General features: G+C 33.9%; 14 protein-coding genes. 4 read left to right on the forward strand and 10 right to left on the reverse strand.

Annotated elements, in window-relative coordinates:
- The first annotated feature begins 126 nt into the window (after positions 1-126).
- The 3 genes from ACFFVB_RS15900 to ACFFVB_RS15910 all read left to right on the forward strand — a co-directional run bounded on the left by ACFFVB_RS15900 (position 127) and on the right by ACFFVB_RS15910 (position 1,598).
- Positions 127-888, forward strand: coding sequence for a DUF4197 domain-containing protein (locus tag ACFFVB_RS15900; protein ID WP_382384215.1), 762 nt, complete (start codon positions 127-129; stop codon positions 886-888).
- Between the two features lie 212 nt (positions 889-1,100).
- A complete protein-coding gene (locus ACFFVB_RS15905) occupies positions 1,101-1,301 on the forward strand; it encodes a Lacal_2735 family protein (protein ID WP_382384216.1) in 201 nt (66 codons plus the stop codon).
- A gap of 78 nt (positions 1,302-1,379) precedes the next feature.
- Positions 1,380-1,598, forward strand: coding sequence for a Lacal_2735 family protein (locus ACFFVB_RS15910; protein ID WP_382384217.1), 219 nt, complete (start codon positions 1,380-1,382; stop codon positions 1,596-1,598).
- On the opposite strand, the gene ACFFVB_RS15915 is transcribed toward ACFFVB_RS15910, so the two are convergent.
- From ACFFVB_RS15915 to ACFFVB_RS15960, 10 genes are all read right to left on the reverse strand, one after another.
- A complete protein-coding gene (locus ACFFVB_RS15915) occupies positions 1,573-2,370 on the reverse strand; it encodes an ABC transporter substrate-binding protein (protein WP_382384218.1) in 798 nt (265 codons plus the stop codon). The two genes, ACFFVB_RS15910 and ACFFVB_RS15915, sit on opposite strands and share 26 nt — an antisense overlap.
- Positions 2,371-2,377: 7 nt before the next feature.
- On the reverse strand, positions 2,378-3,196 hold the full coding sequence (gene pyrF / locus ACFFVB_RS15920) for an orotidine-5'-phosphate decarboxylase (protein ID WP_382384219.1): 819 nt from the start codon (positions 3,194-3,196) through the stop codon (positions 2,378-2,380).
- A 45-nt stretch (positions 3,197-3,241) separates the two neighbouring features.
- Complete coding sequence (locus ACFFVB_RS15925) at positions 3,242-3,601, reverse strand: four helix bundle protein (protein ID WP_382384220.1); 360 nt, start codon at positions 3,599-3,601, stop codon at positions 3,242-3,244.
- A 41-nt stretch (positions 3,602-3,642) separates the two neighbouring features.
- A complete protein-coding gene (gene prfA, locus ACFFVB_RS15930) occupies positions 3,643-4,719 on the reverse strand; it encodes a peptide chain release factor 1 (RefSeq protein WP_382384221.1) in 1,077 nt (358 codons plus the stop codon).
- Between the two features lie 109 nt (positions 4,720-4,828).
- Positions 4,829-5,527, reverse strand: a complete 699-nt coding sequence (locus tag ACFFVB_RS15935) for a hypothetical protein (protein ID WP_382384222.1) — start codon at positions 5,525-5,527, stop codon at positions 4,829-4,831.
- A 119-nt stretch (positions 5,528-5,646) separates the two neighbouring features.
- Positions 5,647-8,205: an adenosylcobalamin-dependent ribonucleoside-diphosphate reductase gene (locus ACFFVB_RS15940; RefSeq protein ID WP_382384223.1), complete on the reverse strand. Its 2,559-nt coding sequence runs from the start codon at positions 8,203-8,205 to the stop codon at positions 5,647-5,649.
- A gap of 192 nt (positions 8,206-8,397) precedes the next feature.
- Positions 8,398-9,300, reverse strand: a complete 903-nt coding sequence (locus ACFFVB_RS15945; RefSeq protein ID WP_382384224.1) for a DUF3078 domain-containing protein — start codon at positions 9,298-9,300, stop codon at positions 8,398-8,400.
- A gap of 106 nt (positions 9,301-9,406) precedes the next feature.
- Positions 9,407-10,588, reverse strand: coding sequence for an AIR synthase related protein (locus ACFFVB_RS15950; protein WP_382384242.1), 1,182 nt, complete (start codon positions 10,586-10,588; stop codon positions 9,407-9,409).
- A gap of 167 nt (positions 10,589-10,755) precedes the next feature.
- Positions 10,756-10,911, reverse strand: a complete 156-nt coding sequence (locus tag ACFFVB_RS15955) for a hypothetical protein (protein ID WP_382384225.1) — start codon at positions 10,909-10,911, stop codon at positions 10,756-10,758.
- A gap of 307 nt (positions 10,912-11,218) precedes the next feature.
- A complete protein-coding gene (locus tag ACFFVB_RS15960) occupies positions 11,219-13,405 on the reverse strand; it encodes a glutamine synthetase III family protein (protein WP_382384226.1) in 2,187 nt (728 codons plus the stop codon).
- Between the two features lie 190 nt (positions 13,406-13,595).
- Here ACFFVB_RS15960 and ACFFVB_RS15965 point away from each other — a divergent pair, with 190 nt between their 5' ends.
- Positions 13,596-14,618, forward strand: coding sequence for a glutamine synthetase beta-grasp domain-containing protein (locus ACFFVB_RS15965; RefSeq protein WP_382384227.1), 1,023 nt, complete (start codon positions 13,596-13,598; stop codon positions 14,616-14,618).
- Positions 14,619-14,735: the final 117 nt, after the last annotated feature.

Here is a 14,735-nt window from a genome sequence, read left to right on the forward strand (position 1 = left end):
AATCGATGTGTTACCACTATTTTATCGAAGACCATTTTTATTTTTTAACATCGAATTCATCTAAATTTATGCATTTTTTTAAAATTATACACATATTTTTGCTGTTGAAATCTTAAATACAAACTTTTGAAACATATTATTTTAGCCTGCATGACAGTGTTTACTTTAAACGCTTCTGCTCAAACCTTAAACGATCTTGCTAATTCATTTAAAAAAGCAACATCAACTTCAACGTCATCTACGTCTTCAACTTCTTCAACCGCATCATCGCTAATAAACATGTCTAATACAGATATTGCTGCTGGACTAAGAGAAGCCTTAAATTTAGGTATTGAAGATCAAGTTAATAAATTAACCCAAACAGATGGTTTTTACAAAAATGACTTAGTGAAAATTATGTTGCCTGCCGAATTACAAAAAGTAGACAGCGGTTTACGAAAAATGGGATTAGGTAATTTAGCGGACGAAGGTATAAAAGTATTAAATCGTGCTGCAGAAGACGCAGTAAAAGAAGCAACTCCTATTTTTGTTGAAGCTGTAAAAGGAATAACTTTTGATGATGCTAAAACCATTTTACTCGGAAACGAAGACGCTGCAACGACTTATTTAACAGCAAAAACTCAAACGGAACTTTATAAAAAGTTTGAACCCGTAATAAACGAATCATTTACAAAAGTAGGTGCCGATAAAGTTTGGACCGGCATAATTTCTAAATATAACAGCATGCCTTTTGTGTCGCAGGTGAATCCAAATTTAACGGATTATGTTACTAACGAAGCTTTAAGCGGAGTTTACAAAATGATTGCTGTTGAGGAAAAAGAAATTAGAAAATCTACAGCAGCCAGATCGACTAAGTTATTACAATCCGTATTCGAGCTACAAGATTAAAACATTAAGCTTAGGACCACAAAAGTAAACGGTACTAATAATTTTTTAAAGATTTAAAAACCTATAAAATATTTCAGATCGTTTAATGGCATTTGTAATCAATTCGAAACAACTCTATTTTTAGAGTTGTTTTTTTTTGGTAAATTTTATGATTTACCACCTGATGCATTCATTTTTTTTAGCGTATATTTAAAACACTAATAACCAATAAGATGAAACAAAATGATCTCCTAAAAGAAAATAAGCAAAAACTCAATAAACGTTACAAACAACTTATTGAGAGGGCATATAATTTTCGTCAGACAGATGCGGCAATGAGTGACATTTCTGAATATAAAGCGATTAAATTATTAAATAAATTAAATCGATTAGAGTATTTATATCGCGGAGAAAGCAATTTCCCGACATCCTAAAAGATTATAGTTTTATTAACTAATCCTTGAAGTTCTTGGCACGGTTTTTACATTATCTTATTCAAATAACTTAATATTATGAAAAATCAATTTAGTAGAGTAGGAAAGGTAAAGCCAAATTTAAAGAAGCTTTTAAAAATAGAAGAATTACAGAATTTATATAAGTCTTTTGTAGAAGAAGCATATAACGTCATGCAAACAGATAGTAGTTTAAGTGATTATTTGTATTTCGAAGCGAATAAGCTAAAAAAACAGATGATACGTGTGGAAGCTAATAACAATGACATATTTCGCTAAGTTTTTTAAAATAGTCGAAAGCCTTTAATAATCTAGAGCCATACCAAGAAAACATTTCTCCATCGACCACTATTATTTTGGAATTTGGATAATACGCTTGAACCTCTTTTTTATGTTCCTTTTTGAACGGAAAAGGCTCGCTAGATAAAAATATTAGATCGGGTGTTACGGTGCTATTTTGAATATCCACTTCAGGATATCGGTTTTCGTTTGCGAAAACATTATCTAGTTTATTTTGAAACAATAAGTGATTGATAAAATTATTGTTCCCAGCAACCATCCATGGCGATTTCCAAATAAAGTAAGCAACCGTTTTTATGGGTTTTATAGATATAAAATCTTCGAATTCTGACTTACTTTTTTTTATGCCTTCTATTAAGGTATTTGCTTGTTCCGAAATATTAAAAATCTCACCGTACATAGATACTAACTCTAAACTATCTTCTATGGTGTATATATCTGAAATATGAACTGGAGCAATTTTCTCTAATTCAAGAATCATATCTTTAGCATTTTCCTCTTTATTACATAAAATAATATCGGGTTGTAATGCTTTAATTTTATCGTAGTGGACTTGTTTTGTGCCCCCTACAATTTTCTTTGTAGACAATAAATGATTGGGATGCACGCAAAATTTAGTAATTCCAACTATGTTTTCCTCCAGTCCTAAGTCACACAATAATTCCGTCTGACTCGGCACCAAGGACACAATACGCTGTGGAACTTCATGTAATTGAAACGTTCTATGTAACTGATCCCTAAAGCTAGTCACGAATACACTATTTTGAATTTAATATCGCTTCCATTTCCTGTTGAAGTACGTTTGCATTCTTAGCAGCCGCTTCAGCAAAATCCGTTCCGTTAGACGCATAAATAATTCCACGTGAAGAATTAATTAACAAGCCAACATTATCTGTCATACCGTATTTACATACGTCTTGCAAACTTCCGCCTTGTGCACCAACTCCTGGAACTAATAAGAAACTATTTGGAATTATTTTTCTGATATCCGTTAAATACTCTGCTTTTGTAGCACCAACAACGTACATCAGGTTTTCTGAATTATCCCAAGTTTTAGAGGTTTCTAAAACCTGTTTGTATACTTCCTTACCATCTATCGTTTTCGTTTGAAAATCGAAAGCACCTTGATTAGACGTTAATGCCAAAAGAATAGTATGCTTATTTTTAAAAGCTAAAAAGGGCTCTACCGAATCTTTCCCCATATAGGGTGCAACTGTAACACTATCGAAAGCTAAATCTTCAAGAAAAGCTTTGGCGTACATTGTACTTGTATTACCAATATCTCCACGTTTAGCATCAGCTATTGTAAAAATTTCTGGATAATTTTCATTTAAATAATTAATCGTCTTTTCTAACGCTTTCCAACCTTTTAAACCATAAGCTTCGTAAAATGCTGTATTCGGTTTATAAGACACACATAAATGATGCGTCGCATCTATTATCGCTTTATTAAACTCAAAGATTGGATCTTCAGTTTCTAATAAATGCTTTGGAATTTTATTTAAATCGACATCTAGACCAATGGCTAAGAATGATTTTTTTAATCGGATTTGCTCTACTAATTGGTTTTGGGTCATGCTTTTTAAGTCTTGCGTGTTAGGTTTTGGGTGTTAGAGCTTCGATTAATATTTAGATTTGGAATACTTCATTAAAGCATTAATTCTCTTTTGAAGTTGATTAATTTTTTCAGTCAATAACAACTCATCTCCTTCACTAATAAATGAAAGTTCTCGACAAATTATCAAGTGTGTTTCTAATTCAAAAGCAGAACCTAAACTAATTTGAAGAAAACGAACAAAATCCTTTTGGGAGTCTTTAGCACAACCTTCCGCTATATTAGCAGGAATAGACACTGCACATCTAGACATTTGAGATTTTAAGCCAAATTTTTCAGATTCAGGAAGTTGTTTAATTAATTCATAGACCTCTTTTACAAGAGCTACTGCATCTTTCCAAATACCTAATTCTCTAAAATTTCTCATTAAAATTTATATTCGTAAAACCAAAAACCTAATACCTTAGATTAAATGAGATCGTCATTAGCTTTTAACTTTTCAGTATTATCTGCCAATTGCAATTCATCTATTATTTTCTGAATATCACCATTTACAATATTTCCTAAGTCGTACAGTGTTAATCCAATTCTATGATCGGTAACACGTCCTTGCGAATAATTGTAGGTTCTAATTTTAGCACTTCTATCTCCAGAAGTTACCATTGAACCACGTTTTTCTGCATCAGCCGCGTTCTTTTTAGCTAATTCCATTTCGTATAAACGAGAACGTAATACTTTAAATGCTTTTTCCTTATTTTTATGTTGTGATTTCTGATCTTGACATTGCGCCACTAATCCTGTTGGAATATGCGTTAAACGCACTGCCGAATAGGTTGTGTTTACCGATTGTCCTCCTGGTCCTGATGAACAGAAAAAATCGACTCTTACTTCTTTCGGATTAATTTCAACATCAAATTCTTCAGCTTCAGGAAAAACCATCACTGTGGCTGCACTTGTATGCACACGCCCTTGAGTTTCTGTTTGTGGCACACGTTGTACACGGTGCACACCAGCTTCAAACTTCAACGTTCCGTACACATCTTCACCAGTAACTTCAAACTGAATTTCTTTAAATCCGCCGTTAGTTCCTTCACTATAATCTACCGTATCTACTTTCCATCCTCTAGCTTCACAATATTTAGAATACATTCTAAACAAATCTCCAGCAAAAATACTCGCTTCATCTCCACCTGTTCCAGCACGTAATTCGACTACAGCATTTTTAGAATCTTCTGGATCTTTAGGAATTAGCATCACTTTAATTTCCTCTTCTAATTCAGGTATGCGTGTTTTAGCTTCATCTAGTTGCATTTTGGCCATATCCACCATTTCAGCATCACTCCCATCTGATATAATTTCTTCAGATTCATTTATGTTTTCCGTTAAAGAGATATACTCCTCACGTTTATCCATTAAACCTCTTAAGTCTTTATACTCCTTATTTAACTGTACATAACGTTTTTGGTCTGTAATAATATCTGGTTGAATGATTAAATCACTAACCTCATCAAAACGTTGTTTTACTATTTGTAACTTGTCTAACATCTACCTTATTAAATTGTGGTGCAAAAATACGATAATTTATGAATTTTACATATGTATATTAAATACATAATATAGCATAATTAAATGTAAAGAAATAGATTGAAGATAACTAACCATGAATAAGTAATTCTTCTTTTTTAAAGGGTAGTACAGCGTAGGCCGTAAACAGTGTTACACCTAATATATGAAACAACCGTGTTGGATAATAAAATACACCTACTTCTAGATAATAGGAAATAAAGGCCAAAAGATCTGATGCCGCCAAAGAAAACACACAAAACAAGCAGACTATAGACCGAATGGAATTATATCTAAAATTATAATTGACCACTAAAATCAGTAATATAATATACAAAAGGGCACAACAAGCATACAAAAAGATATGCAAGTTATCGGAAAATTTCATGATGGCTAAGTCTAGTAGCTCTACAAATAGAATACCACTAAAGATAATAATGAGTAAACTTCCAACTGTAGATTTCTTACTTTCAAACACTATTTTGAATTTAGGTAATAGATGCCAACTCAGAACGGCTAGCCCTATAGATTTTAACACCGATACCAGGCTATTATAGATAAGGTTATCGTAAAACAGGATGCAAACATCTGTTAGAATAAACAGAGAAAAAACAATTGTTAATTTAGTTTTCTTTAATCCTCCGAAAAAGATATAGAGTATAAAAAAAGCTAAAGTCGTAATGTTTCTTACTAACCTAGAATCGAACGCCGTAAACTGAGTAATAATAAAAAAATTTATTAGTACCATGGTACACGCCAATACTATTATACTTGTTTTTTTAGCAATCATGTGTTCTATAAAATCAAATGTATTTAAATCTCATTTTTTAACCAATCCTTTATTCCTAAAAGGTTAAAAAAAAAGCGAGAGTTTCCTCTCGCCTCATAAAGCGCTATAGCTCTTTTATATTAACCGCATTTAGAAGATCCACAATCTTTACATGTAAGACAGCCTTCTTGGTAAATTAAATTTTCAGAATCACAATTACTACAGGTTTGCCCTTTTACTTGTGTTCCATCTGCAACAAAACGTTTTAATGCACGCACCACTCCGTTTTTCCACGTATTTATAGATTCACTGTCTAATTGTAAACTATTAATTAAGTCTACAATTTTATCAATCGGCATACCATGACGTAATGTACTAGATATTAATTTAGCATAATTCCAGAACTCCGGATTAAACTTATGAGATAACCCTTCGATAGTGGTTTTGTAACCTCTTTTGTTATGATATTGAAAATCGTATCGTCGTGTACCGTCGTCGTTTCTGTTCTTAATAATTAACCCCTCGTTTACCCAACGCGGAATTATCATACCATCTTCATCATCTGTTAACCCCGTAAATACTTCGTAAGGTTTACCATCTATTTTACCGATAAAGGCAATCCATTTTTCTTTATTATTTTGAAAACGTACTACGTCTGCTTCAAGAACTTGAGGGCGCTTTGTAGGGAATGTTGTTAAGACATCGGTAGTCTCATCTTCTTCTTTTTTCTCTTCGTTAGAGATTAAAACTCCTGCACGAGATCCGTCGCGATAAACGGTGACCCCTTTACAACCAACTTCCCAAGCTTTTAAATATAACTGACCTACTAAATCTTCAGAAACATCGTTTGGTAAATTTATGGTTACACTAATAGAGTGATCGACCCATTTCTGAACAGCACCCTGCATAGACACTTTACTTAACCAGTCTACATCGTTAGATGTTGCCTTATAATATGGCGATTTTGCTATTAATGCATCTATTTCTTCTTGAGAATAGTTTAGAGACAAATCGAAACCATTTACTTCCATCCATTGTTTAAAACGGTGATGAAACACCACATATTCTTCCCAAGAATCCCCAACTTCATCTACGAAATCTATACGTACATTTTTATCGTTTGGATTAACTTTACGTCTACGTTTGTAAACTGGCATAAACACAGGCTCGATTCCTGAACTTGTCTGCGTCATTAAACTTGTTGTTCCCGTAGGCGCAATAGTTAATAAAGCAATATTACGACGACCGTATTCTAACATGTCGTAGTACAATTTACTATCTGCTTCTTTTAGACGCAGAATAAATGGATTGTCTTTTTCTAATTCAGCATCGTAAACACTAAAAGCACCACGATCTTTAGCTGTATATACTGAAGCTCTATACGCTTCAATTGCTAATTTTTTATGTACTTCAACTGAAAATGCATTTCCTTCTTCACTACCGTAACGAATACCTAAAGCAGCCAACATATCTCCTTCTGCAGTGATACCGATACCTGTTCTTCTTCCTTCTTCAGCTTTATTTTTAATATTTTCCCAAAGATTTTTCTCTGTGGCTTTTACAACATCTAATTCCGGATCTGCTTCAATCTTTGCTAAAATACCATCGATTTTCTCTAATTCTAAATCAATAATATCATCCATAATACGTTGCGCAACGGCAATGTGCTTACTGAATAATTCAAAGTTGAAAGCAGCCGCTTTAGTAAAAGGATTTTCAACATATGAAAACAAGTTGATTGCTAACAAACGACAAGAATCGTAAGGACATAAAGGAATTTCACCACACGGATTTGTAGATACCGTTTTATAACCAAATTCTGAATAACAATCTGGAACAGACTCGTTAATTATAGTATCCCAAAATAAAATTCCTGGTTCTGCAGATTTCCATGCGTTATGAACAATCTTTTTCCAAATGCCATTGGCTTGAATCGTTTTAGTAAATTTAGGATTTTTACTAAAAATTGGATATTTCTGAGTGTATTCTCCATCGGCCTTAACAGCTTTCATAAACTCGTCGTCGATACGTACCGAAACATTAGCTCCAGTAACTTTACCTTGCTCTAACTTCGCATCGATAAAATCTTCTGAATCGGGATGATTAACAGATACAGATAACATCAAAGCACCACGACGTCCGTCTTGAGCAACTTCTCTAGTCGAATTTGAGTAACGCTCCATAAAAGGCACAATACCTGTAGATGTTAATGCTGAATTTTTTACAGGAGAACCTTTTGGACGAATGTGAGATAAATCATGACCTACCCCTCCACGACGTTTCATTAATTGTACTTGTTCTTGGTCTATTTTCATGATTCCTCCATAAGAGTCAGAATCACCACTATTTCCTATTACAAAACAATTTGAAAGTGATGCAATTTGAAACGGGTTACCAATCCCAGCCATCGGACTTCCTTGAGGAACGATATATTTGAAATCTTTAATTAAATCGAAAATTTCTTCTTCAGATAATGGATTAGGATAACGAACTTCTATTCTAGCAATTTCTGATGCTATCCTGTGATGCATATCGTTTGGAGTTAACTCGTAAATATTTCCATCCGAATCTTTAAGAGCATATTTATTTAACCAAACTCTGGCCGCTAAATCGTCTCCTTTAAAGTATTTTAAAGCCGCTTCGAAAGCCTCTTCTTGTGTATAAGTTTGTCGTTGAATAGGTAAGGAGTCTACTTTCATTGTCTTGCTAATTTTTGTAGTTACTAGAATATTTTTCAGAGCACAAATATAGGCAAGTGTTTGAAATAAATCACACTTCAGAATACAAAAAGTTTTCAATAAAAACACATAATACACTAAAGAACAATGTATTAATAATTTATCAACATAAAAAAGTTAACAAATAAATAAAACTTTATAAGAATAAAAATATTAAAAATCTACAACAAAACCAATACCTAAGATCTGTCTCCACTGCACTTTAGCCCCGCCTTCACCGTACTCACTGGCTTCTTCATCTATCACCACCAAAGTCTTAACATCGTTGTCGTATTTAAGGTGCGACCCTAAAGTTGCCTTTATAAAGTTATTCACTTTAAAATCCATAACAACCTCCCAGTCCACATCTACATTTCCAAAACTATTTATATAATCCGTATACAAATTAGTCGTACTTTTTAACATCACATTTTTCGCAACATCCAGTTCGTAATAATTAGTAATCAAGATACCAAGTTCCTCTCTTACCTTATCCCCAGGAATAAGTACATTCCCTTCGTCATCATAAACCGCTGGTGTTACCCCAAATGCTCCTGCATTCGCTAATCTTTCATCGAGCACAAAAGTAGACTTAAAGGTTAACGGAGAAGCATACAGAGAAAGTCGTTTAAGATCTTTTCCATATTCCATACCACCCCCAAAAAACATATAACCTGGAGCCATAAATTTTGAAATTGGATTGGATGTATCAGGATACGAGTATCCATTCGCGTATTGTGTTTTAAAGTTTAGACGTGACGAATAATACCACATAGAACCTTTAGATTTCTGATACCCGATAGATGAGTTTATCTCAAACAAATCATCTGTCTTTTTTAAAGGCTCACTTTCTTGTTGGTTAATACCGTAACGCGTATTTAAACTGCTATTCCAAATAAAGTTTCGATAGGTGTAATCTAATTTTGAACTCCCACTAACAATTGCAGAAATGGAATTACTACCCCCTGAACTCCAATTTATAAAAGCCACTTCGTTTACATCGACTCCCGCTTTATTTTTGTTCACCCATTTAGGTGTTTCTAGAGGATCGGCATCTTTTTTTTTCTTTATATACAATGAATCCGGTTGAGCAAAGACACCCTGAACCAAAAAAGAAAAAAGAAAAAAAACAATATATTTCATATTATATCAAACTCAATTAAAGCCTTAATAAAGCATTTAATTATTCATACTTAAAAAGACCAAATTCACTATCTATAGTCAAGTGCTTCTGTGCAGAAGCCTCTACGCGTCCAATAATTTTAGCATCAACATTAAAAGACTTAGATATAGCTATAATGTCTTCTGCAACCTCAGGCGCAACATAAACTTCCATACGGTGTCCGCAATTAAACACCTGATACATTTCTTTCCAGTCAGTTTTTGACTGTTCTTGAATGAGTTTAAATAACGGTGGAATTGGAAATAAATTATCTTTAATGATATGAAATTGATCTACAAAATGAAGAATCTTTGTTTGAGCCCCACCAGAGCAGTGCACCATCCCATGAATATCTTCTTTATTATATTTTGAAAGTATCGCTTTTATAATAGGAGCATAAGTACGTGTTGGAGACAATACCAACTTACCAGCATCTAAAGGAGAGTCGGCAACCGCATCTGTAAGCTTCATATTTCCAGAATAAACCAAATCGCTAGGCACGGCAGCATCAAAGCTTTCAGGAAATTTATCGGCTAAATAGTTATGAAACACATCGTGTCTTGCAGATGTTAATCCATTACTACCCATACCTCCATTATACTGTTTCTCGTAAGTCGCTTGACCAAAAGATTCTAAACCAACAATAACATCGCCTGCCTTAATATTAGCATTATCGATTACATCTTCACGCTTCATTCTAGCTGTTACTGTAGAATCTACAATTATCGTTCTTACTAAATCTCCTACATCGGCCGTTTCACCACCCGTAGAATGAATAGTGACTCCAAACGACTTTAGGTCTTCAATTAATTCTTCAGTACCGTTAATTATTGCTGAAAGAACTTCTCCTGTAATTACATTCTTATTTCGACCAATTGTTGAAGACAACATAATATTGTCGGTTGCTCCCACACATAGCAAATCATCTATATTCATGATTAGTGCATCTTGAGCAATCCCTTTCCAAACCGAAATATCTCCAGTTTCTTTCCAATACATATAAGCTAATGCACTTTTTGTACCTGCACCATCTGCATGCATAATTAAACAGTATGCCTCGTCTTGAGATAAATAATCTGGTACAATTTTACAAAATGCCTTAGGAAACAATCCTTTATCAATATTCTTTATAGCGTTATGAACATCTGATTTTGAAGCTGAAACTCCTCGTTGCGCATATCGCTTACTGACTTCTTGACTCATATGATTTTTTAATTGAAAATGATTTACAAAAGTACGCATTGTAAATTAGTTTTTTATGATAATTAACAGGAAAATCGAAGGCAAAAAAAACCTCCAGACATCCATTAAAAAAAAGACGTTTGAAGGTTCGTAAACATTACACTTTAAATTTTTACTAGTAAGAATCCTTATCCAGAAAGGTTAGCTAGCGATTTTTCTTCGTGCACCTGATGCTCCATTAAAGCTTCCTTTGTAGTATTTTCTTCTTGTGAATCAATTTCGGCTTGAGAAAACACAAAAGTAGCAACTAAAAGCAACAGCACACTAACAATGAGCTGTTTCATAATTAAATTGTATAGATTAATAGCGTTGTAAATATATAAAAAACACTAGCACACAATCTTATAACCACCTCATTACTAACAAGTTTTCGACAACACACACTTTTGACAGACAAAGCACACTACAACGTTAGAAATTACGCACTATACTGTAAGAATCCACTTTCCGAAAATTTACAGTGTTTTATTAAAAACACATAAATAGCACCTTTAAAATAATATAATCTTACAGTATTACCGTTTCACAAATCACATACGCAATAAAACACCTTAAAAACAAATAGATCAGGAAACAGCCCACCGGTTTTTACTACTTTATAAACAACAGTTCTCTATATTTTGTTAACGGCCATAACTCATCGTCTATTAGCAGTTCTAATTTATCGCAATGGTAACGAATTTCGGCAAACATAGGATTCACTTTGTATGAATAATCAAGTGCTTTCTTTTCTAAATCTGCCTCATTATTAATACTCCTTCTAGTATCGATCATTTTAGTGACTTTAGAATTTATTGATTCTATATGCCCCGAAATATCTTCAATTAAGGTTAATTGTTCTTTTGCTACTTTTTTAAACGATGCACCGTAAATTTCTTTTATTCCTTTTACGTTCTCAATTAAAATATTTTGATAACGCACAGCTGTTGGCACGATATGACTTCTGCAAATATCTCCTAAAACGCGACTTTCTATCTGTATGCGGTGCACATAATCTTCCATCTCGATTTCGTATCTCGCTTCCGACTCGACTTTATTCATCACACCTAATCCATCGAATAGGTCTAAAGTTTTTTTAGAGATTCTGACTTTTAAAGCTTCTGGCGTCGATTTATTATTACTTAAACCACGTTTCTTAGCTTCAATTTCCCAAGCTTCACCATATCCATTTCCTTCAAAAAGAATGTTTTTAGATTTTTTAATATACTCCCGCAACACATTAAATACAGCATCATCTTTCTTCATCTCCTTTTCTTCGATAAGCACATCTACTTCCGCTTTAAAATCGATAAGCTGCTTAGCGACAATAGAATTTAAAATGGTCATCGGGTTTGCGCAATTCGCTTTAGAACCTACGGCTCTAAATTCAAATTTATTCCCTGTAAAGGCAAATGGCGAGGTTCTGTTTCGATCTGTATTATCTAACATAATCTCTGGAATCTTACCGACAACATTAAGTTTAAGTTCCGTCTTTTCTTCGGGAGACAATTTACCACTTGTTACATTCTTAAGCTCACTTAATACCTTTGTTAACTGTGCTCCAATAAAGACAGAAATAATTGCTGGAGGCGCTTCGTTTGCACCTAATCGATGGTCATTACTTGCAGACGCAATTACTGCTCTTAATAATTCTTCATTATCATTTACCGCTTTAATGGTATTTATAAAAAAGGTAAGAAACTGAAGATTACTCATTGGCGTTTTTCCTGGCGCCAAAAGATTTACTCCTGTATCTGTACTTAAACTCCAGTTGTTATGTTTTCCAGATCCATTTACACCAGCAAAAGGCTTTTCATGAAACAAGACTTTAAAATTATGACGTTCGGCAGTCTTGTGCATTAAATCCATTAACAAAGAGTTGTGGTCTACTGCTAAATTAGCTTCTTCATAGATAGGAGCTAACTCGAATTGATTCGGAGCCACTTCGTTATGACGCGTTTTTACAGGAATCCCTAACAACATACATTCATGTTCTAAGTCTCGCATAAAAGACATCGCACGATTAGGAATGGTTCCGAAATAATGATCTTCTAACTGCTGCCCTTTTGCAGACGAGTGTCCTAATAAAGTCCGTCCGGTAGCTACAATATCTGGTCTCGAAGCCACCAAAGCTTTATCTATTAAAAAATATTCTTGTTCCCACCCCAGAGAAGCATTAACCTTCTTTACATTCTTATCGAAATATTTACAAACAGCTACAGCGGCACTATCTACAGCCTGTAATGCTCTTAAAAGAGGTGTTTTATAATCTAAAGCTTCACCTGTATACGACACAAATACAGTAGGAATACATAAGGTTGTTCCGTAAATAAATGCAGGAGAAGTCGGATCCCATGCAGTATATCCGCGAGCTTCAAACATGTTTCTAATTCCGCCATTAGGAAAACTAGAAGCGTCTGGTTCTTGTTGCACTAACTCTCCACCTCCAAAACGCTCTATAGCAGCTCCACCTCCAATAGTTTCAAAAAACGCATCATGCTTTTCGGCAGTTGCACCTGTTAACGGTTGAAACCAATGTGTATAATGCGTGGCTCCTTTAGAAATAGCCCACTCCTTCATTCCTGTAGAAATATGATCGGCAATTAATCGGTCTATTTTAGAACCTTTTAAAATGGCATCCATAACTTCATTATATGCCGTATTAGTTAAATACTGACGCATAGCAGCTTCATTAAAAACATTCGCTCCAAACACACTAGAGCGTCTATCTTTCTCTTCTATATATACAGGCGCCCTGTCTAAAGTTTGTTTTAAGGCATGAAATCGTAGTATAGCCATTTTATTTAATTTTTATTACAAATATAAAAATTATAAGTCGGGTTTTTTAGCAAAAAACAAATACCCCTAAAAAAGATAGGGTATAACTAATAATTCCATAAAAATTACGAATCCACCCCACTATTTAACATGGTTAATAAAAATTTAATATTATATTTGTTTCTGACATTAATAACTTTTATTAAAAAATATGGCTAAGATTAAATTAGAGTACATTTGGTTAGATGGTTACTTTCCAACTCAAAACTTGAGAAGCAAAACAAAAGTAGAAGAGCATGAAGATTTTAAAGGAACTTTAGAAGAGATAGGAAACTGGTCTTTTGATGGGTCTTCAACACGACAAGCTGAAGGAGGTTCTTCTGACTGTCTATTAGTCCCAGTTGCAATTTATCCTGATCCAGACCGTATTAATGGATGGTTAATTATGACTGAAGTTATGAATGCTGATGGAACTCCACACGTATCTAACGGTAGAGCTACAATTGATGATGATGATAATGATTTCTGGTTTGGTTTTGAGCAAGAATATTTCATTATGGATAATAAAACGCAGAAACCTTTAGGATTCCCTATTGGTGGATACCCTGCGCCTCAAGGAATGTATTACTGTTCTGTTGGTGGTAAAAATACTCACGGAAGAGACTTCGTTGAAGAACATGCTGATTTATGTATCGAAGCTGGTTTAAACTTTGAAGGAATTAACCAAGAGGTTGCTTCTGGACAATGGGAATATCAATTATTCGCTAAAGGTGCTAAAAAAGCTGGAGATGAAATTTGGATTTCTAGATACTTATTAGACCGTTTAACTGAAAAGTACGGATACTATATAGAATACCATCCAAAACCATTAGGTAAGGATATGGACTGGAATGGTTCAGGTATGCACGCTAACTTCTCTAACGAAATATTAAGAACATGTGGAGATAAAGAAGTTTACGCAACTATTTGTGAAGCTTTTAGACCAAGAGTAAAAGAACATATTGAAGTTTACGGTGAGTTTAACGACCAACGTTTAACAGGTTTACACGAAACAGCAGCTATTACAGATTTCTCTTGGGGAATTTCTGATAGAGGAGCTTCAATTCGTATTCCATTAATCGTAGTCGAAAAAGGCTGGAAAGGATGGTTAGAAGATAGACGTCCTGCTTCAAACGCAGATCCATACAAAATTGCTGCTGAAATTGTAACAACAGTGAAAAGCGCTAAAATATAATTTTTAAGTTAATTATTTCTTTAAGAAAGTCATCTAATTTTTTAGATGGCTTTTTTTATGCCGTGTACCTAAATCAAGCCTGACAGTGCTTTTACATTCCTCTAAAACCTTTAGTTT

The sequence above is a fragment of the Formosa undariae genome, assembly GCF_042427615.1.
Lineage (GTDB): Bacteria > Bacteroidota > Bacteroidia > Flavobacteriales > Flavobacteriaceae > Formosa > Formosa undariae.

Bases quoted from the DNA above. Each gene is read 5' to 3' on its own strand.
- ACFFVB_RS15905 (WP_382384216.1), top strand. From the start codon at position 1,101: ATGAAACAAAATGATCTCCTAAAAGAAAATAAGCAAAAACTCAATAAA.
- ACFFVB_RS15910 (WP_382384217.1), top strand. From the start codon at position 1,380: ATGAAAAATCAATTTAGTAGAGTAGGAAAGGTAAAGCCAAATTTAAAG.
- pyrF (WP_382384219.1), bottom strand. From the start codon at position 3,196: ATGACCCAAAACCAATTAGTAGAGCAAATCCGATTAAAAAAATCATTC.
- ACFFVB_RS15925 (WP_382384220.1), bottom strand. From the start codon at position 3,601: ATGAGAAATTTTAGAGAATTAGGTATTTGGAAAGATGCAGTAGCTCTT.
- prfA (WP_382384221.1), bottom strand. From the start codon at position 4,719: ATGTTAGACAAGTTACAAATAGTAAAACAACGTTTTGATGAGGTTAGT.
- ACFFVB_RS15935 (WP_382384222.1), bottom strand. From the start codon at position 5,527: ATGATTGCTAAAAAAACAAGTATAATAGTATTGGCGTGTACCATGGTA.
- ACFFVB_RS15940 (WP_382384223.1), bottom strand. From the start codon at position 8,205: ATGAAAGTAGACTCCTTACCTATTCAACGACAAACTTATACACAAGAA.
- ACFFVB_RS15950 (WP_382384242.1), bottom strand. From the start codon at position 10,588: ATGAGTCAAGAAGTCAGTAAGCGATATGCGCAACGAGGAGTTTCAGCT.
- ACFFVB_RS15955 (WP_382384225.1), bottom strand. From the start codon at position 10,911: ATGAAACAGCTCATTGTTAGTGTGCTGTTGCTTTTAGTTGCTACTTTT.
- ACFFVB_RS15960 (WP_382384226.1), bottom strand. From the start codon at position 13,405: ATGGCTATACTACGATTTCATGCCTTAAAACAAACTTTAGACAGGGCG.
- ACFFVB_RS15965 (WP_382384227.1), top strand. From the start codon at position 13,596: ATGGCTAAGATTAAATTAGAGTACATTTGGTTAGATGGTTACTTTCCA.